Origin of the sequence: Halomonas sp. 113 (assembly GCF_904067645.1) — a bacterium.
Classification (GTDB): Bacteria; Pseudomonadota; Gammaproteobacteria; order Pseudomonadales; family Halomonadaceae; genus Vreelandella; species Vreelandella titanicae.
Genome location: NZ_LR881453.1, coordinates 4,631,243 through 4,649,527, shown reverse-complemented (window position 1 = coordinate 4,649,527; position 18,285 = coordinate 4,631,243). Strand labels below are relative to the sequence as shown.

General features: G+C 54.1%; 17 protein-coding genes. 5 read left to right on the top strand and 12 right to left on the bottom strand.

What is annotated here, in order from left to right:
• Positions 1-13: 13 nt before the first annotated feature.
• A complete protein-coding gene (gene purU / locus YERSI8AC_RS21735) occupies positions 14-880 on the top strand; it encodes a formyltetrahydrofolate deformylase (protein WP_159177559.1) in 867 nt (288 codons plus the stop codon).
• Between the two features lie 296 nt (positions 881-1,176).
• Entirely contained in the window at positions 1,177-2,559 is a 1,383-nt protein-coding gene (locus YERSI8AC_RS21730) for an L-serine ammonia-lyase (protein ID WP_159177558.1), read from the top strand.
• A 91-nt stretch (positions 2,560-2,650) separates the two neighbouring features.
• Here YERSI8AC_RS21730 and YERSI8AC_RS21725 read toward each other — a convergent pair whose 3' ends face one another.
• From YERSI8AC_RS21725 to mapR, 4 genes are all read right to left on the bottom strand, one after another.
• Complete coding sequence (locus tag YERSI8AC_RS21725; RefSeq protein WP_082116842.1) at positions 2,651-2,773, bottom strand: DUF2474 family protein; 123 nt, start codon at positions 2,771-2,773, stop codon at positions 2,651-2,653.
• 37 nt (positions 2,774-2,810) lie between these two features.
• Positions 2,811-3,818: a cytochrome d ubiquinol oxidase subunit II gene (gene cydB, locus YERSI8AC_RS21720; RefSeq protein WP_159177557.1), complete on the bottom strand. Its 1,008-nt coding sequence runs from the start codon at positions 3,816-3,818 to the stop codon at positions 2,811-2,813.
• 30 nt (positions 3,819-3,848) lie between these two features.
• Complete coding sequence (locus YERSI8AC_RS21715; RefSeq protein WP_159177556.1) at positions 3,849-5,255, bottom strand: cytochrome ubiquinol oxidase subunit I; 1,407 nt, start codon at positions 5,253-5,255, stop codon at positions 3,849-3,851.
• A 164-nt stretch (positions 5,256-5,419) separates the two neighbouring features.
• Positions 5,420-6,829, bottom strand: coding sequence for a GntR family transcriptional regulator MpaR (mapR, locus tag YERSI8AC_RS21710; protein WP_159177980.1), 1,410 nt, complete (start codon positions 6,827-6,829; stop codon positions 5,420-5,422).
• A gap of 345 nt (positions 6,830-7,174) precedes the next feature.
• Between mapR and ccoG the strand changes: the two genes are divergently transcribed.
• Complete coding sequence (ccoG, locus tag YERSI8AC_RS21705; protein ID WP_159177555.1) at positions 7,175-8,623, top strand: cytochrome c oxidase accessory protein CcoG; 1,449 nt, start codon at positions 7,175-7,177, stop codon at positions 8,621-8,623.
• A gap of 104 nt (positions 8,624-8,727) precedes the next feature.
• Here ccoG and YERSI8AC_RS21700 read toward each other — a convergent pair whose 3' ends face one another.
• The 7 genes from YERSI8AC_RS21700 to YERSI8AC_RS21670 are packed head-to-tail and all read right to left on the bottom strand — an operon-like array spanning position 8,728 to position 14,556.
• Positions 8,728-10,011 (bottom strand): MSMEG_0569 family flavin-dependent oxidoreductase, encoded by a 1,284-nt coding sequence (locus tag YERSI8AC_RS21700; protein ID WP_138801203.1) that lies wholly within the window; start codon positions 10,009-10,011, stop codon positions 8,728-8,730.
• Positions 10,012-10,052: 41 nt separating this feature from the next.
• Positions 10,053-10,337: an MSMEG_0570 family nitrogen starvation response protein gene (locus YERSI8AC_RS21695; RefSeq protein ID WP_022521493.1), complete on the bottom strand. Its 285-nt coding sequence runs from the start codon at positions 10,335-10,337 to the stop codon at positions 10,053-10,055.
• A 2-nt stretch (positions 10,338-10,339) separates the two neighbouring features.
• Positions 10,340-11,341, bottom strand: coding sequence for a sll0787 family AIR synthase-like protein (locus YERSI8AC_RS21690; protein ID WP_159177554.1), 1,002 nt, complete (start codon positions 11,339-11,341; stop codon positions 10,340-10,342).
• On the bottom strand, positions 11,338-11,946 hold the full coding sequence (locus tag YERSI8AC_RS21685; protein ID WP_022521495.1) for an MSMEG_0567/Sll0786 family nitrogen starvation N-acetyltransferase: 609 nt from the start codon (positions 11,944-11,946) through the stop codon (positions 11,338-11,340). Before YERSI8AC_RS21685 ends, YERSI8AC_RS21690 begins: the two co-directional genes overlap by 4 nt.
• 33 nt (positions 11,947-11,979) lie before the next feature.
• Positions 11,980-13,074: an MSMEG_0568 family radical SAM protein gene (locus tag YERSI8AC_RS21680; protein WP_236557393.1), complete on the bottom strand. Its 1,095-nt coding sequence runs from the start codon at positions 13,072-13,074 to the stop codon at positions 11,980-11,982.
• Positions 13,067-14,059: a Nit6803 family nitrilase gene (locus tag YERSI8AC_RS21675; protein WP_236557389.1), complete on the bottom strand. Its 993-nt coding sequence runs from the start codon at positions 14,057-14,059 to the stop codon at positions 13,067-13,069. The genes YERSI8AC_RS21680 and YERSI8AC_RS21675 overlap by 8 nt, the downstream gene beginning before the upstream one ends.
• Before the next feature lie 14 nt (positions 14,060-14,073).
• Positions 14,074-14,556: an MSMEG_0572/Sll0783 family nitrogen starvation response protein gene (locus tag YERSI8AC_RS21670; RefSeq protein WP_022521498.1), complete on the bottom strand. Its 483-nt coding sequence runs from the start codon at positions 14,554-14,556 to the stop codon at positions 14,074-14,076.
• A gap of 359 nt (positions 14,557-14,915) precedes the next feature.
• Here YERSI8AC_RS21670 and YERSI8AC_RS21665 point away from each other — a divergent pair, with 359 nt between their 5' ends.
• A complete protein-coding gene (locus YERSI8AC_RS21665; RefSeq protein WP_022521499.1) occupies positions 14,916-16,313 on the top strand; it encodes an aminotransferase-like domain-containing protein in 1,398 nt (465 codons plus the stop codon).
• A 295-nt stretch (positions 16,314-16,608) separates the two neighbouring features.
• Entirely contained in the window at positions 16,609-17,250 is a 642-nt protein-coding gene (locus YERSI8AC_RS21660) for a hypothetical protein (RefSeq protein WP_159177553.1), read from the top strand.
• Here YERSI8AC_RS21660 and YERSI8AC_RS21655 read toward each other — a convergent pair.
• Positions 17,247-18,257 (bottom strand): zinc ABC transporter substrate-binding protein, encoded by a 1,011-nt coding sequence (locus YERSI8AC_RS21655; RefSeq protein WP_159177552.1) that lies wholly within the window; start codon positions 18,255-18,257, stop codon positions 17,247-17,249. The genes YERSI8AC_RS21660 and YERSI8AC_RS21655 overlap by 4 nt on opposite strands.
• Positions 18,258-18,285 lie beyond the last annotated feature (28 nt).

Below are 18,285 nucleotides of genomic sequence, written 5' to 3'. Positions count from 1 at the left end.
AGAAGCATGCACTATGAGCCGAATGAGCGATACCTGGATACTGGCCGCCCAATGCCCTAGTCGTTTGGGAACGGTGGACGTCGTCACCCGCTTTCTAAAAGAGCAGCAGTGCTACATCACTGAACTCAACTCTTTCGATGATCGGCTCAGCGGGCGCTTTTTCATTCGCGCCGAGTTTCGCCCAGAGCAAGATGAGTTTCATGAAGAGCGCTTTCATACCGATTTTTCAGCGCGGGCAAGCGAATTCGATATGCAGTTCGAATTGACGGCCCCTGGCAAACGCACCGGCACTGTGATTATGGTCTCCAAGGCCGATCACTGCTTGAATGATCTGCTCTACCGTTATCGGACAGGGCAGCTTCCTCTGGATATCAAAGCGGTGATTTCCAATCATCCTGATCTGGAGCCATTGGCAGCATGGCACGATTTGCCCTACCACTACCTGCCGATCACGCCCGAGACGAAATTGCAGCAGGAAGCCCAGGTACGCGAAATCATCGCGGATACCGACGCTGAATTGGTGGTGCTAGCAAGGTATATGCAGGTGCTTTCCCCTTCTATGTGTGAACTATTAGCCGGACGGGCGATCAATATTCACCACTCGCTGCTGCCCGGTTTTAAAGGCGCCAAGCCTTATCATCAGGCATATGAGAAAGGGGTTAAGCTGGTCGGCGCAACGGCGCACTACATTAATAATGACCTTGATGAAGGGCCGATTATTGCCCAAGGTGTCGAGCCTGTGGATCACACCCATTACCCGGAGGATCTGGTTGCCAAGGGGCGTGATATCGAGTGCCTCACCCTGGCTAGAGCGATTAGCTATCACTTGGAACGCCGCGTGTTCTTTTATTCAGGGCGCACAGTCGTTTTTGGCAACTAGTTTTTTGGTAACCAATGCTTTTGCCTAATGCTGTTGTTAATAAACGCAAAAAGTTTGAGCGCGCTTTTATAACTGGGGTGCTGTCGTTGCTAAGCTTTTGCCAGATCGATACGTAACCCCTTGTTATGTTTGAGAAGTTATTTGTGATAAATCGTGCCTAAAAGTATCATTTTATAAATATAAAAATATCATCAATAAAAGATAGATTAGTTTTATTTATCATCACATCAATAACTTATTGAAATTGTCAGGCACCGCCTGATTTTTCCCCTGTTTATACGTCAAGAGGTGCTCCAATGCCTATCAGTGTTTTCGACCTTTTTAAGATTGGAGTAGGCCCCTCCAGTTCCCATACCGTCGGGCCCATGCAGGCGGCTTTTAAGTATGTCACAACCCTGCGCGAAAACAGCCAGCTCGATGAGGTAGGGCATCTTGAAGTCCATCTTTATGGCTCGTTGTCCGCCACGGGTATCGGACATGCCACCGATAACGCAATTATTATGGGATTGATGGGTGAACGCCCTAGCACAATAGATCCCTCGATTATTGAGCCAGCCATTCAGGCGCTTAAAGAGAGTCAGTCATTACAGCTTGGTCGACAAAAAGAAGTGAAGTTTGTTTGGGAGAGTGACCTGTATTTTCATGAAGAGAGCTTGCCTCATCACCCTAATGCCATGAAGCTGGCGGCTTTTACGCATCAGGGCGACTTGGTGTATGAAAATACCTATTACTCGGTGGGCGGCGGCTTCGTGGTTGAACAGGCCCAGGTGGATATGCCACTGGACGATTTGGGTGGCGTTACCATTCCTTACAACTTCGATACGGCAGACGAGCTCTTGGCGCTATGTAAAAAAGAGCAGCTAAGTGTCAGCCGGCTGATGCTGGAAAATGAGAAAGTCTGGCGGACGGAGGAGGAGGTCAGAAACGAACTGTGGCGTATCTGGAAAGTGATGTGTGAATGCATCGACAATGGATTAACCCACGAAGGGGTATTGCCGGGGGGGTTAAACGTTAAGCGCAGGGCTAAGCTGCTTCACCAGCATCTTCAAGCGGCAGAGCAGAATGATTGCCTGATCGCCTCAACGTTCTCAGCGATGGAGTGGGTGAACATTTTTGCCCTCGCCGTTAACGAAGAGAATGCCGCAGGGGGGCGCATGGTCACGGCGCCCACCAACGGCGCCGCAGGCATCATCCCCGCCGTCTTACACTACTATATGAAGTTTCAGCCCAATGCCTGTGAGAAAAACGTGGTGGATTTTTTGCTGGCGGCAGGCGCCATTGGCATTCTGTGTAAGAAAAATGCCTCAATCTCCGGCGCCGAAGTGGGCTGCCAGGGGGAGGTTGGATCAGCTTGTGCCATGGCAGCCGCTGGCTTGGCTGATGTGATGGGGGGCACTCCCGAACAAGTAGAGCATGCGGCCGAAATCGGCTTGGAGCACAATTTAGGATTAACCTGTGACCCCGTTGGAGGGTTGGTTCAAGTCCCTTGTATTGAGCGCAACGCTATCGCCACGGTAAAGGCGATCAATGCCGCTCAGATGGCACTGCGTGGCGATGGCACTCACTTTATATCGTTAGATAAAGTGATTCGTACCATGCGTGATACAGGGAAAGACATGTTGGATAAGTATAAAGAAACATCTAAAGGTGGATTAGCGGTTAATGCTATTGAGTGTTAACAAGCCGCTGTTGAAGTAGATGTAAATGCTGGATCCTTGCTGAGAAAGGATTCAGCATTTTCTTTTTGAGCTATGGGTGCAAAAGAGGTCGTTAGCTGGTCAATCCCGCCATTCCCATCACAAACTTAAGTCCCAATGAAATCAGCAATAGAACACCCACACTCGAAAGCCAGATGGTGACTAACCAGCCCAGGCGCTTGGCGAGAGGCTTCATTGTCTTACTCCTCAATGCAACAGGGGATAGGGGGGGGTTAATGATAAGCGTCGCCAGGTTTTACCTTGCCGCGAAAGACGTAGTAACTCCAGGCGGTGTACATCAAGATAATCGGCAGAATAAACAGCGTGCCTACTAAGGCAAAGCCTTGGCTTTGGGCGGGGGCGGCGACCTGCCAGATAGACGCATCGGGCGGTATAATCGTTGGCCACAGGCTAATGCCCAGACCGCTGTAGCCTAAAAATACCAGCGCTAAGACCAACACAAAGGGCAGGGCGGTGTCTTGAAAGGCGATAGCACGCCATAGCCACCAACCTACCAGCATGACTAACAGCGGTACCGGTAAAAACCACAGCAGGTTGGGTAGCGAAAACCAGCGGGCGGCAATATTCGGGTAAGCCAGCGGTGTCCATACACTGACTAGGGCGATCATCACCAGCAGCCCGAGCATCAACGGTTTGGTGATCCGGTACATCCGCTGTTGCAGGGCGCCTTCGGTTTTCATTATCAGCCAGGTGCTGCCCAGCAGCGCATAGGCAAATAGTAGACCAACGCCGCAAAGCAGCGAAAAAGGCGTGAGCCAGTCCAGCGACCCACCGCTAAAACGAACGCCATCGAAGGCGATACCCTGAATATAGCCGCCCAAGGCAACCCCTTGTGCAACGGTCGCCAGCAGCGAGCCGCCAATAAAGGCTTTGTCCCACACATGGCGCCGCTCGGGGGATGCTTTGAAGCGAAACTCAAAGGCGACGCCACGAAAAATCAGCCCCAGCAGCATCACGATTAGCGGAATGGCCAGCGCTTCCAGCACCACTGCGTAAGCGAGGGGAAAGGCGGCGAATAACCCCGCACCGCCAAGTACCAGCCAGGTTTCGTTGCCGTCCCACACCGGGGCAACCGTATTCGTCATAATGTCGCGCTCCTGCTCGTCATGCACGCGCAGAAAAAGCAGGCCAATACCTAAGTCAAAACCATCCATGACTACATACATCATCAAACCAAACAGAATGATAATGGCCCAGGTGAGCGATAGATCGATTCCCATAATGCACCCCTCATAACTATTAGCGAATTGTTAGTGAGCCGTCAGCGTCTCGTTAGCCGCCGAGAGAGGCCGGGCGGGTGTGCGGTGATGGCCTGGGCCACCTAAGGCGGGCGCAGAGGGATCGCCTGGGCCTTTGTTCACCAGGTGCATCATGTAGATAACGCCGGCACCGAAGATCGCCAGATAAACCACCACAAAGGCGGTTAAGCTAATGCTGAGGTGGAGGGCGCTGTGTGCTGAAGCGGCATCGGCGGTTCTTAATAACCCATAAATCACCCAGGGCTGACGGCCCACTTCGGTGGTAAACCAGCCCGCCAGTAATGCCACTAGCCCCGCTGGCCCCATGCATAAAGTGAAGAGTAGAAAGCGGCGAGACTCGTATAGCCGACCTTTCGCGCGCAGGGTATTGCCCACGATGGCAAGCACAATCATCAACACCCCTAGCCCGACCATCAGCCGGAAGCTCCAGAACACGATGGTCGAGTTGGGCCGGTCTTCTGGGGTGAATTCCTTAAGAGCGGGAATTTGTTCGGTCAAACTGTGCTTTAACAGCAGGCTGCCCAGCACAGGTATTTCCAGCTTAAAGCTGGTCTCTTCACCCGCCATATCGGGCCAGCCGAACAGAATGAGCGGAGTGGGTTCGCCGCTGCTGTTATCCCAATGCCCTTCGATAGCGGCGATCTTGGCGGGCTGATGCTCCAAGGTATTAAGGCCATGAAAGTCACCCACCACGGCCTGCAGTGGTGCGGTAATCGCCAGCATGACCAGCGCCATGGAGAGCATGGTGCGCACTTCAGGCGATTGTCGGCCTCTTAGCAACAGCCACGCGGCAGAGGCCGCGACAAACAGCGCCGTGCTTAAAAAAGCTGCTAGCGCCATATGGGCCAGGCGGTATGGGAAAGACGGATTGAAGACAATCTTCATCCAATCAACGGGGATCACCACACCGTTGACGATGTCGTGGCCTTGCGGGGTTTGCATCCAGCTATTGGAAGAGAGAATCCAAAACATCGACACGAGGGTGCCGAGTGCGACCATGCAGGTCGCAAAAAAGTGCAGGCCCCGGCCGACGCGCTCCCAGCCAAAGAGCATGACGCCCAGAAAACCGGCTTCCAAAAAGAAGGCCGTGAGCACTTCGTAGGTGAGCAGAGGCCCCGTGACGCTGCCCGCAAAGGCGGAAAAGCCACTCCAGTGAGTACCGAACTGGTACGCCATCACAATGCCCGAGACCACGCCCATGGCAAAATTGACGGCAAATATTTTTGACCAGAAGTGGTAAAGGTGACGATAGGTATCCCGCTGGGTCTTTAACCATAGCCCTTCCAACACGGCCAGGTAGCTGGCTAAACCGATGGTGATGGCGGGAAAAATAATATGAAAGGAGATGGTAAAGGCAAACTGCACCCTGGCCAGATCAATGGCCGCGATTCCGAACATGGCGCTTCCTCCGCTGACAGCCACTGTCTTAACTAAATAGTGGGCCGGTATAGCCGCTGTGTGGCTTCATCGGAACAGTCTATCTTTCGCTGTGTTTCATAACAGACTCAGTTTTTCACTAAAAAACCGGATCAGTCGAAAGGAGATGGCGTTTGGAGTACCCGCTAAAAGAGGCTTAATAACCTGCCTAGTGTTTCCATGCCGCGCTCACTGTTAGGTGTCCAGGGGTGGCCGTAACTCAGGCGCACGCAGTGGCGAAACTGCTGGGTCGCGGAAAAGATTGGGCCCGGCGCTAAGCTAACGCCATGGTCGAGCGCCGTATTGAATAGCCGCAACGAATCTACCTGCTCGGGAAACTCCACCCATAAAAAGTAGCCGCCCGCCGGACGGGTGATGCGAGTATTGGCAGGAAAGTAGCGATCTGCTGCTGCCAGCATGCTGCCTTGTTGGGCTTCCAGGGCATGGCGGAGCTTGCGCAAATGGCGGTCATAACCGCCATGCTGCAAGTAGTCAGCGATGGCTGCCTGAGCGGGCACGGAAGGCGAAATCGTCGTCATTAGCTTTAGCCGAGAGATGGCCTGAGCATAGCGACCGCCCGCTACCCAGCCTACCCGGTAGCCCGGCGCTAAGCACTTTGAGAAAGAGCTGCAGTGGATGACCAAACCCTCATCATCGAAGGCTTTGACTGGCGCGGGTGGCGTGCTGCCAAAGTACAGCTCGGCATACACATCATCCTCTAGCATCGGAACTTGGTGCTGTTTTAACAGCTGATAAAGCGCTTGTTTGCGCTCTTTACTCAGGCTGGCGCCGATTGGGTTTTGCAGATGGCTCATAAACCAGCAGGCTTTGATGGGCAGCGTCTCCAGTCGCTCTGCCAGTACCTCCAGGTCGATGCCCTCCCGTGGGTGAACGGGTATCTCCACCGCGCGCAGTTTCAAGCGCTCCAACACCTGCAGGCTGGCATAAAACGCTGGGGACTCGATTGCCACCAAGTCGCCCGGCTCGGTAACGCACTGTAGGGCTAGATTAAGGCCCTCCATCGCGCCGTTGGTAATCACCAGCTCTTCCATCGGCAGTTGAATGCCGCCCAGCATGTAGCGCAGGGCAATTTGCCGACACAGATCGGTATGCCCGGTGGTCATGTCAGCCACCACCTGCTGGGGCGAAAGCGCCCGCAGCCCCCGGGTCATACTGATACTCAAGCGCGAAAGCGGAAACAGCTCAGGACTAGGAAAGGCCGATCCAAAGGGCACCGTTCGGTCATCCTGAAGCGAGCCAAGCACCGAGAACACCAACTCGCTGACTTCTACTTCTGCTGGGTCGGTGGGCTGCAGCGTTACACGCGGTTCGTCCAGCAGACGCCGGGCGTGTTCACGCACAAAATACCCCGAGCGTGCCCTTGCGGTGATAAGCCCACGGTTCTCAAGTAAATAGTAAGCCTGGAACACCGTAGAAGGGCTAATGCCGTGATGGCGGCTAGCCTGGCGCACCGATGGGATTCGTTCCCCTGGGCCAAGCACACCTTGGCGAATCAGCGTCGCTATCTCATCGGCAAACTGTTCGTAGCGTTTCATGGGATAAACCGTCGGTGCATTGAGTAAAACGCCCGAATGCTCCATCACAGTGTTAGCTGGCACAGCGCGCCTCTCTGCTGATAGAAAGCACCACTGTGCCGCATGTGCGAAGCGTAAAACAGGCTCAAATATAGTAATAAACAGCATATCAGAAAGCAGCTGTATGAGAGGCTAGTGCTAACTGATACGCCTTATTTCTCTAAAACTGCATCTGTTTGTGCCATCCCTGTATGAGCATAGTAGCGGCTAACTTAAAAGTCGCGCCTTCTAACAAATGCTTAATCATCTACCTCGCGACGCCCCTCGACCGCATAAACCTCCATTCTCTCTTTTTTGGATATCGGTATGACGCAACGCATTCCACTGCAAGACCTGACTACCGAGGCGGCGGTTGAACACCATACGCCTCCGTCTAAGTCGCCCAACTCTCGTCCTCCCAGTAGCAAGCCACCGAAGCTCGGGCATATTTATGTGCGAGAAATAAGCGGCTTTTTTCAGCGTATCCGGCGCTTTTCTAACTGGCTGTTGATGGCGCTCTATTTCGGCTTACCGTGGATCAATTGGGGTGATCGGCCGCTAGTGTGGTTTGACCTCTCAGCCCAGGAATTTCACCTGTTTGCGGCGACGTTTTACCCACAGGACTTTATCTTGCTCACCTGGATTCTGGTGCTGTGCGCCTTTGGTCTGTTTTTGATCACGGTGGTGGCTGGGCGAGTGTGGTGTGGCTACAGCTGCCCGCAAAGCGTGTGGACGTTTCTGTTTATCTGGTTCGAGCATCGCCTGGAGGGGCCACGGCACCGGCGCATTCGGCTTGATAAAGCACCGCGTAGTTTGGATACGCTATGGCGAAAAACCGCCAAACATGCGGCTTGGCTGCTGATTGCGTTGGCAACGGGAATAGCCTTCGTTGGTTACTTCACGCCGATAAGAGCGTTAGTGGTGGATATGTTTACCCTGGACATGCACCCTTTAGAGCTGTTCTGGATCGGTTTCTTTACCCTGTTTACCTACTTGAATGCCGGTTGGCTCCGCCATCAGGTATGCCTGCATATGTGTCCCTATGCGCGCTTTCAGTCAGCGATGTTCGATGCTAATACGCTGATTGTTTCCTACGACGCTGCCCGTGGTGAGCCGCGCCGTCACCATTCTCAAAAGGGTGTTGAGGCAACTCGAATCGGTGACTGTATCGACTGTGAACTCTGCGTTCAGGTATGCCCCACCGGTATCGATATTCGTGACGGGCTGCAATACGAGTGTATTGGCTGTGCGGCGTGTATCGATGCCTGCGACAGCGTTATGGCGCGGATTGATAAACCGCTGGGCCTGATTCGTTACACCACCGAGCGTGTTCTGGAAGGTAAAGCGACCCGTTTTTGGCGCCCCCAGCTGTTGGCTTATACGGCGGCGTTATTCTCCATGGTGGTACTGTTAGTCGGTTTCTTGAACGCCCGGGTGCCCATTGATGTAGAGATTGCCCGCGACCGTCAGGCATTGTTTGAAAGCACGGTAGAGGGTCGCATTATCAATTACTACAACGTGACGCTGCGCAATCAAGATGGCCAAACCCATCATTACGCGGTATCAGCCTCGGGGTTGCCAGGGCTTCGTCTGCAGGGAGTGGATACCTTAGAGGTGGCGGCGTTTGAAACACGCAGCCTGCGTCTAGCACTCACCGCCGATGCGGACAATCTTTCACAACCTAGCCATCCCATCGAACTGCGCTTTATCGCATTAGATAACCCTTCCATCACGAAGGTCAGTGAAACACGTTTCCTGGGGCCTTCAGGGGAGTAGTGGGTACGGGTAGCCACGATCTAAAAAGCGAAAAAACCTGCGATCAAAGCGAGTAACGATGCAGTAACACTCTGATAGCAGCCCAATGGCTAGTGTGAACCGCGTCAGGCTGACGCTTGCTCCGAGAGCGGTTGTAACGCCGCATCCTGTTGTCGCTGATAAGCTTTGATGCGTTCAACCAAGTATTCAGCGTCAGCCGCCACCCCAGAGAACCTCCCAGAGCCCCAGGTATGCAGCCATGGCAGGCCAATAAAGTAGAGGCCGGGCTGTTGGGTGACACCGCGTTTGTGTATGGGATGGCCCTGACCATTGAATACCGAAGCATCAAGCCAGTGAAAGTCAGGGCGAAAGCCGATGCACCAGATAACGGCGCTAATCCCTGCGTCGACCAGATTTAGCTCGGAACGCTCTTGGTTCGGTTCCCAGCATGGCGTGTACTCGGACGCTGGTGGGGCCTCGATACCCTGGGAGGCGATATAGGCATCAATTCGCTGGTTTATGTTGCAGTAAACACTGTCGGCATGATCGAGGTTGGCTTGCAAATTATCGCGAAAGATAAAGTCCCCATTGCGGTACTCTTCTAATAGCCCGAATAGCTCCATACCTTCGAGAGCGAACTTGCGCAGGTCGATCTCCCGGCCCCCGTCACGTCCTGTGACATAGTGGTTAGTGTTATCTCTTACTCCCTCACGTAATGGGTGCTGATCGACCGACATCTCGTAGTAGCCCATTTCATCAAGCCATTCGACAACATCTTTGCCGCGATATTGACGCGCCACGCGCGGGGCATCACCAGTGGCGAGGAAGACTTTTCGCCCAGCAATGTGCAGGTCTTCGGCAATCTGGGCGCCAGATTGGCCGGAGCCCACCACCAACACCGCCCCCTCGGGTAACTGTTCAGGGCTTCGGTATTCCGCGGAATGTAGCTGGAACAACCGATCGGGCAATCGCTCTGCCATACGTGGAATGATAGGGAGATGATAACCGCCGGAGGCCACCACGATCTGATCCGCGCTAAACTCACCCGCGGAACTCTTCACTGCGTACTTCCCGTTGCTATTCAGACTGACGCGATTAACGGCAACGCCTTCGAGGGCGGGAGGCTGAACCTTGGTGGCAAAGCGGTCAAGGTAAGCGACGACGTCGTCTCGTTTCATAAAGCCTTTAGGATCATCCCCGTCGTAGGGATGATCGGGTAGCTGGCACTGCCAATTCGGCGTCACTAAGGTGAATGAATCCCAACGCGCTGTCTGCCAGCTATGCATTAAGCTGTGTTTCTCTATAACGAGATGGCCGATTGCCTGTTGTTGAAGGTAGTGGCTGACGGATAGCCCCGCCTGACCGCCACCGATGATAATGGCAGAATAGTGCTTACGTAGGTCTTTCATATCGCTCTCTCTTTGCAACGATTGATGAGATGTTTGATGGGCTAGTCGATGCGGATAATTTCGACCATGTCCTGCGGATTATTGCCAAACTGCTGGGCTTTGGCCTTGATAGCCGTCGACTGATCCATGGCACTGGAGCAGAAGAAGCCGAATTTTTGTTCGACGCGCTGGCTGGCCGCCTCTAGGGCTATGTCGGCGCGTTCCACAAAAGCATCGACGCTGAGACGCTCGCCGACCTGGAAGTACTCCTTTAAAACGGTGGAGGGTGAGTAACACTGGTCTTCGCTGCCGTCTGGCCAGCGAACGTGGAAGTGTATGGCTGGCATGCTCAAAGCTCCTGTTGGGGAATGGGCATTTGGGGACGACTCAGTCCGGTTAATGGAGTCGTTGCAAGGTCATGGAACAACTGGCGATCATTGTCGGTTTCTACCCAGAGCTGAGGTGAGGAAACGATCTCGCCGATCTGCGCGGCGGCGATGCCACGGGCACGGAAGCGCTCTAGCAGCATGGGAAGGTGCTCATTATCCGTGGTGAGCAGGTAACCGAAGCTAGGGAAGGTGCATAACCAGTCTTCCCAAGTGACTTTCTCGGGTTTCGGGATGGCGTCAAGGTTAATGCTCACACCTACATCAGCGCTCTCCATGAGCATTAAGGTGGTACCGAGGAGACCGGCCTGGCTGATATCTTTGGCTGCGATAGCCAAGCCCGCTTCAGCAATACAGGGAAGCAGTTCGATGTCGTCACGCAAACGCTCAGCGGGCGCCGTTGTGGCCGCGTTCCAATTCAGATAGGGCGCTTGATAGGCGCCGCGCAGGTCGATAGCCGCCACTAATAGCTGCCCAGGCCGCGCCGCAAAACTGCTCAGCAGGCATTGGGCTCGACCCAGGATGCCGACCGCCAATTGCGGCTGATTGGAGCGAAGGTTGGTGTGGCCACCGACGATGGGAATGCGGAAGGTGTCGGCGGCCTCACGCATGCCTTTGGCAATTAGTTCAGCGCTTTCTGGGTCATGGCTCCATAGAGCATTGACGATTGCCTGGGGCCGCCCGCCCATTGCGGCGATATCACTGACGTTAACCATCACCGAACACCAGCCAGCAAACCAAGGATCCTCGGCGACGAAGGCGGTAAGTAGCCCTTCCATCGCCAACAGTGTGTAGCCTTCGCCGCTGGGAATGGCCGCGGTATCGTCGCCGTTGGGATGCCAGCCATCGGGCAGTGCTGTCAGGTTGGGAGCGATCCGCGCGATATCGGCCTTATGGGCAAGACCACTATAATCGTGCACTTTCTGGAGCAGTTCTGTTAGGTCGAGTCGTTGCTTTTGGCTCATGATGCTTGTCTCAGTGCGGGGGCTGAAAGGATCTTAAGCAGCCCAGGCGCCAGCTCAGCGAGAGGTTGGCGTTGACGCCCAGGCACAACAAAGCCGCTAAGAGGAGAGTGGCAAGGGGGGTAGTGGGTAAGGTCGGCCTCCATGACGACATGAGGTCGATCAAGGATTAACTCCTCTCCAATGCTTCGCCAGTGCAACTGTTGGAAAAGAGCCTCATTCTGGGCCTGTACCCGGGCCAAAAAGCGTTGGCAGCCCAATGCATGAGCGCTGGAGACGGCCAGCCGAATCAGCGTGGAGCCTAGGCGGCCTTGGGCGCGGAAGGCTGGGTCAACAGCAAGACGCGAACCATGCCAGAGTCCAGGTTCTGATTCGTGAATACGCACTGTCCCCACCACTTGCTCATACCATCCTCCTGTGCACCCTAAAGCGACGAGTAGGTGGGCTGATTCATCGATGGCATCTCGGTCGTCCTGATCAAATATTGCCTGCTCATCGCAGAAAACGCGCCGCCGCAATGCCATTGCTTCATCGGTTTCCCAAGGCAGGCTCGCCCACTTGATCCGGTAGTTGGAATAGGCCGAATAGGCGTCGGATGTTGACATCATCGGGCACTCCTCTATTAAGCGTTTCGCGTGCTGTTAGCGCTCGTACTCAGACAACGTTGAACAGGCACCGCAACGCCCGCAGCCCGCTTTGATATCGATAGAGCGCAACGCTGCGAGCTTGAGACGTCTGCCCAACGGCGCCAGGATCGACTCCATAAAGTCGGCGCTGGGCGGCTTATGATCTTCTAATGGCGTGCCGTTAATCGGCACGAACGGCACTACAAAGGGATAAACGCCGATTTCGATTAGGTGTTGGCAGGTTTCCAGAATGGCCTCGCGGGTATCCCCGAGCCCAGCAAGAATATAAGTGCTGACTTGCCCGCGGCCAAAGACGTCAACAGCATCGCGAAACGCCTGCATATACTCTTCGATGCCAACCTCTGCCTTGCCTGGCATTAGCGTTTTTCTTAGCGAAGGTGTGACCACTTCGAGATGCATGCCCAGGCTGTCAATGCCAGCTTCCTTCATGCGGGCATACCAAACGGGATCCTTCGGTGGTTCGCACTGCCCTTGCAGCGGAAGATCCACGGCCGCTTTGATGGCCCTGGCACTTTCGCAAAGGACGCTGGCTCCTCGGTCAGACGTGGCTGGCGTTCCGGTAGTCATGACCATATGTTTGACACCGTCGAGCTCGACAGCGGCCTTAGCCACCTCGGCCAGTTGGTCTGGGGACTTATGCGCAATGGTGCGCCCGGCTTGGAGTGATTGACCAATCGAGCAGAATTTGCAGGCTTTGCGCCTGCTCTCATAGCGGATGCATGTTTGCAGTACCGTCGTGGCCAGTACATCGCGGCTATGCAAGGTGGCGATATGCGTGTAGGGGACGCCGTCAGCGGTTTGCAGGTCGTAGAAGTGGGGCGTATCTGCAAAGGTAATATCGGCCATAGGAATCGTGTTTTCAGTCAGCCTATGCCCTTCATCACCTGACACTACGCTAAACGGTGAACGCCATGCCGACTGGGTATAGACGGGCACCATCATAGTGATTCCATCGATGGTTATTGCCTGATGGTCAGAAGGGCCAGCGCCGCCCCGTCGGCTGACATGCTCTTGTGATGCATCCTGCAGGCGTACGCCATGGGTTTGAAGTTCGGTGAACAAGCGTGAGCGATCGGCGAGCTTACTCATCTTCATCTCCTTGGGCATTATGGCCCTGAGCGGAAGTGGCCAGTGGCTGGCAGCAGTGGGTGGGCATATCGTTAATGGCTAAGCTCAACAGTTCAGGGCGCGCATAGTGGCCCACCGAATCCATCATTCGCTTACGCTTGGTAATCAGGGCGAAATCCAGGTCGGCAATGACGATGCCTTCTCCTTTGCGCAGCGGCTCGGCCAAGTGCTTACCTTCTGGCGAGATAATGGCGGTGTTACAGCCATCACGCAGAGCACGTTGTAGCGTGGTGTCGGGGGTAATGGATTCGATTTGGGAGTCGGTTAGCCAGCCGGTGGCGTTAACCACGAAACAGCCCGCTTCAAGGGCGTGATGACGGATGGTTACCTCAATTTGATCCGCAAAGACTGGGCCGACCAGCGAGCCAGGAAACTGGCTGCAGTGGATCTGCTCGTGCTGGGTCATCAGGGCATAACGTGCCAACGGATTGTAGTGCTCCCAGCAGGCCAGGGCGCCAACACGGCCCACGGCGCTATCCACCACCTTCAAGCCCGAGGCATCGCCCTGGCCCCAAATCATGCGTTCGTGGTAGGTCGGCGTGAGCTTGCGGCGTTTCAGCAACAGACGCCCGTCGCTATCAAAGATCAGTTGAGTATTGTAGAGGGTGCCATGATCACGCTCATTAACGCCAAGCACGACGACGATGCCCAGGGTGCGAGCGCGCTCAGCGACAGCATCAGTGATTGGGCCTGGTACCACCACGGCCTGTTCATACAGCCGTAAGTGCTCGGCGCCACAGGCCACGGCGGGGTAGACAAATGAAAAGTACGGATAGTAGGGAACGAAGGTTTCGGGGAACACGATCAGCTCAGCCCCCTTGCTGGCCGCTTCGTCGATTGCATCCAGTACCTTGACCAGCGTGCCGCCAACACTCTCAAGATCGGGAGAAAGCTGAGCGGCAGCGGCCCGCACTATGGTGGTTTCTGTCATGTTTGCTTGTGCCATGGCCGCTGCTCCCCTTAGACCGTCCAGGTATCAATGATCAGTGCATCGTCGCGCACGTGAAGCAGCTTAAGGTCAAGCACATCCAGTGGATTGATCGCGCGGATGCCCTCAATGAGTGACGGTTCGCCATGACCATAGAGTGCTTGAAGAGCAAAGCGGCAGGCGTAGACCTTGCCTCCCTCGGCCATAAACTTGGTCAACTGATTGTTGAAATTCATGTGGCCGGGAAACGCTTCATCGCCCAGGGTCGGGAAGCCACGCTGGACACCCAAAGTGACGCCAGGGCCATACAGTAAGATGGAGGTTTCAAAGCCTTTACGCAGCAAGCGCGTTGCTTGCAGCATATTCACGAAGCCGATCGACCCCTCAAAGGCAACCGTATGAAAAGTTACCAGGGCTTTTTCGCCTGGTTTCGCTTTTACGTCTTCAAAAACCTTCTCTTCGTAGTCGACCAGAAAATCGCCTTTCTTGTTGAGTGGTTGCGTCACTGTAGGCATGTCTAAGCTCCGTTTATTGCGAGTGGGAGAGTCGTTAACCGCCGTGCTTACACAAGCGGTACGATCAATACGGAGCAATCGACGTGCCAATTGATATGCTTATTGATCCAATCAATTGTCGATCATGTAGGTCGCTCTAAGCCTAAAAATTGACCAAATTTTTAGGCTAAAAAAATAATAAAAGGCTAATGTTTCAAAAAAACTGTGTTTTTCACCTTATTTGTGCAATAAAAGTGTGTTTTGCACCATTAAGTGCATATGCAATCAATTTTTTATTTGTGCAATCTTTAGCCCATCAGTGATAAGTTTTGGTCGATAAGAAGAGTAGGTAACAATGTTTATTTAACGACGGGGAAGATATGCATACATCTGAGCTGGAACGCTGGCGAAAACGTTTAGACAAGGAGGTCAGCCAGCCAGCTTATCGTCTGGTCGCTGAATTGATTGCTGAAGATATCGGTAGTGGTCGGCTGCAGCCCCGCGAGCGACTGCCCCCGCTGAGAGAACTGGCGGGGGCTTTGAGTATCAATTACACGACGGCGGCGCGTGCCTATAACGAAGCTAAGCTGCGAGGCTTGATTGACTCGCATCCGGGCTCGGGCACTTTTATTAAAGGTAAGGCAGTGTCAGTGAAGCCGAGCAGTGGTTATGAGATGACCATGAACCTAATGATTGAGCCCGCGATACCGACGTTGATTGAACGAGTACGCGATAGCGCTATCTCGGTGTTGGCCCAGCGTGATCTTTACTCACTGCTGCGTTATCAAACCTTTGGTGGCAGCCATCATGACCGTGTGGCTGCGCTCCAATGGCTGGATCGGCGGCTGGACAACACGACACTGGAACAGGTCTTGATATGCCCCGGTATTCACAGCGGCCTGGTTGGGCTACTGATGCAGTTGGTAGCCCCAGGTCAGCTAATTTGTGTCGAAAGCCTGGTCTACCCCGGCCTAAAGGCTATTGCGGCCCAGCTCGGGCTGACCCTGCATTCATTGGAGCGTGACTCCGATGGCCCTCTTGTTCGCTCCTTCGAGGATATCTGTAAGCAGGGTCAAGTGGCCGTTTTGTACATTAATCCCACCATCCAAAACCCCACGACGACGACTATTCCCTTGGGGCGTCGTGAAGCTTTGGCCGATGTTGCCTTGCGCTATAGCATCCCGATTATTGAAGATGATGCTTACACCATGCTCAGCGAAGAGAAGATCGTCCCTATTGCTAACTTGGCCCCTGAGCTCACTTACTATCTGACGGGGACTGCCAAGTGTTTCGGTCCCGGTTTGCGATCAGGATTCCTACACGCCCCCACCAAGCGACAGGCGCAGAGAACCGCTGGCGCGCTTCGAGCCACCTCGGTGATGTCCAGCCCGCTGATTGATGCCCTGGTCACCGAGTGGATAACCGATGGGACGGCGGATGCCATGCTTAAAGCGATCCGTATCGAGGCCATTGCCCGCCTTGAAATAGCCGAGAAGATTCTGGGACGTCAGCGCATCGTGTCTGCCAAAGGTGCTTTCCACCTATGGCTTAAGCTGCCCAAGCACTCTGGCTGGAACCCTTCAGAGCTGGCGGTGCAATTACGTTCACATGGCGTTAGTGCGGTTGCCAGCGCTGCTTTTAGTACCGACAACCATCCCCCTGAAGCTCTGCGCTTGTGCTTCGGTGGTCAACTGACAAGAGAGGACTGGGAGGAAAGGCTGCATTATGTGGCGGATATCATCGACCAACCTGCCTATCTGTCATCTCTGACGATGTAACCTTGGTCAACTGTCCTAGTGACGGTTTGGTATTGATTAGCCAGACGAATAGCAAAAGTGGTTTAACGCCCATTATCTTCGGCGATAAGTGGCTAGGGGTTCTTATCTCCTTAGTTTAATGCACGCTGTGGAGCACTACCACGGTTGCGATCCGTCGTCTGATCCGGCTTTTTTGAGGCCTTCTGAGCCTGTACTTGTCAGCTGTGCATAGGCATAGTCCTTAAGTTAGTTTGAACGCTAACAAAGCTATTTATCGCCTAGCTGGTTCGGTTTCGTTTAGGAGGTGCCCGTTAATATGTTGATATATATTGTCTTTTTGATGATCTTTGTGGGCGTGACCGCAGCTCTGTATCAGGTGTATGAAATTCATTACAACATCAACGTCGGCAACGATAAAAAGTTGTCGAAGGCTGATAAAAGCCACTTACAAGCGCTTTCTGACCAAGCCAAAACCGCCACGCAAACCCATGCCCGGCCAGACTTTGATCAAGCGGCAGCCAATGCCTTGAGCCCTAATCTCGATCGGGATATCGCACTGAAGGCTTTTGCTGAAGAGGAAAAAGGCGTCTACGCGATCCCTTTGTTGCGGCGTAAAGCGCGGTTGTGTTTTAACGGCGATAGCAGTGCGAATGTAAACAGCGTAAAAGTGCGTCACTTGCCGTTTTGGAAAACAACGCTGCCGCATACCAATATACGCGCAGCGTTGATTACACTGGTTATTTTGAACTGTTTCTTGGTTCAGCTACTGGCTGCCATGAGTGTTTATACGCTGGGTTATCCAGTCTCGATGCCTTGGCTGGCTTGGCTAAACGACCCCATGGCAGTCATGCTGCTGATTTATGCCTTTATCGTTACGTCACTGCTTATTACGAAGTTTGATAGATATATGCACGACCTCTATCAACTCGGCAAGCTGTTTCAGAAAAAAGCTGTTTAGCCGTCAGTGCAGCGCGTAATCTCATCGGCCAACTGCTCCAGCAGCGCATCGTAGAGACCTGCATCCAGCGTCAGACCTACGCCCAAGGGATCCATGACGCCGATATAAGCGGACGTATCCCCAAAGACGTTATTGACCATCTGCGGATTGAACTGGGGTTCACTAAACACACACTGGATATTTTCATCATTCACCAGCGTTTGCAGCTTCTCGATACGCGCAGGGCTAGGTGAAGAGGCATCGCCAATGGAGATGGCCCCAGCCGCGTGCACATTAAAGGCCTCCTCAAAGTACTGGTAAGCATCATGGAAAACAATAAAGCGTGTGTCGGCGCTGCTGGCCAAACGATCCTGAATATGTTCCTGAAGGCTGGTTAAGTCCTCTTTCCCCTGGGCGGCGTTGTCGCGATAGTACGCTGCGTTATCAGGGTCGATCTCACTTAACTGTTCGGCGATGGCATCCAGCCAACGGCGGGCATTGGCAGGATCCAGCCAGGCATGGGGATTCGTGCCGGTATGGCTGTGATCATGGCCGTGGTGGTCATGATCGTGCCCACTTTCGTCATGGCTGTCTGCATAGTGGTGGTGTTCGTGATCGCCGTGATCATGGTGCCCGTGACCGTGTTCATCCCCATCGTTGAGCGCAAAGGTCGCGCCTTCGCGGTATTCCAATGTGGTGATGCCAGGCACATCCATTAGCTCAAGGTGGCGTGCATCACCCGCCAGGCTGTCGATGGCGCCGGATAGCCAGGGCGTCAGCGCGTCGCTTACCCATACCACCAGGTCCGCATCATCGAGGGATTGTGCTTCAGAAGGGCGTAGCGAATAACCATGCGGCGAAGCACCGGGCTGAATAAACAGCTCAGGATCGCCGCGCTCCCCCATCACCTTAGCGACAAGCGAATACACCGGCGGAATATCCACCGCCACATGCGGCACTTCTGCGGCGGCAACCAGCGGGAAAGCCGCTAATAGCGGCCAAGACAAACGAGCTAAACGGTTATTCATCAGGGTTCTCCTCATCATCAACTATGGC